Below are 216 nucleotides of genomic sequence, written 5' to 3'. Positions count from 1 at the left end.
CGTCCTGCCGGGTTACCCACTGCGCAAAACCTGCGCTCGGCCAGCAGGGTTTAATGGGGCCTTTAACATCAAGATCACAAACCAGATCAAAAGCCACAAGGCCTGCTGCGCAGGCTGCAATCTTTTGATTTGGTTGTTGCTGTTGCTTTGGTTTTTGATTTGTCCGCCCCTTCGGGAGGCCGAGTGGAGGTTCTGCGCAGTGGGTGTCCCGGCATG

At 55.6% G+C, this 216-nt stretch carries 1 protein-coding gene; it reads right to left on the bottom strand.

Features of this window, described 5'->3' with window-relative positions:
* Nucleotides 1-12: 12 nt before the first annotated feature.
* On the bottom strand, nucleotides 13-216 hold a 204-nt coding region (locus NTD86_RS19400; RefSeq protein ID WP_262204578.1), incomplete at its 5' end, for a hypothetical protein.

It is taken from the genome of Pseudomonas sp. 7P_10.2_Bac1 (assembly GCF_025465935.1).
Classification (GTDB): Bacteria; Pseudomonadota; Gammaproteobacteria; order Pseudomonadales; family Pseudomonadaceae; genus Aquipseudomonas.
Note: the sequence above shows the minus strand (reverse complement) of the source record. Positions and strands in the feature narration are given on the sequence as shown.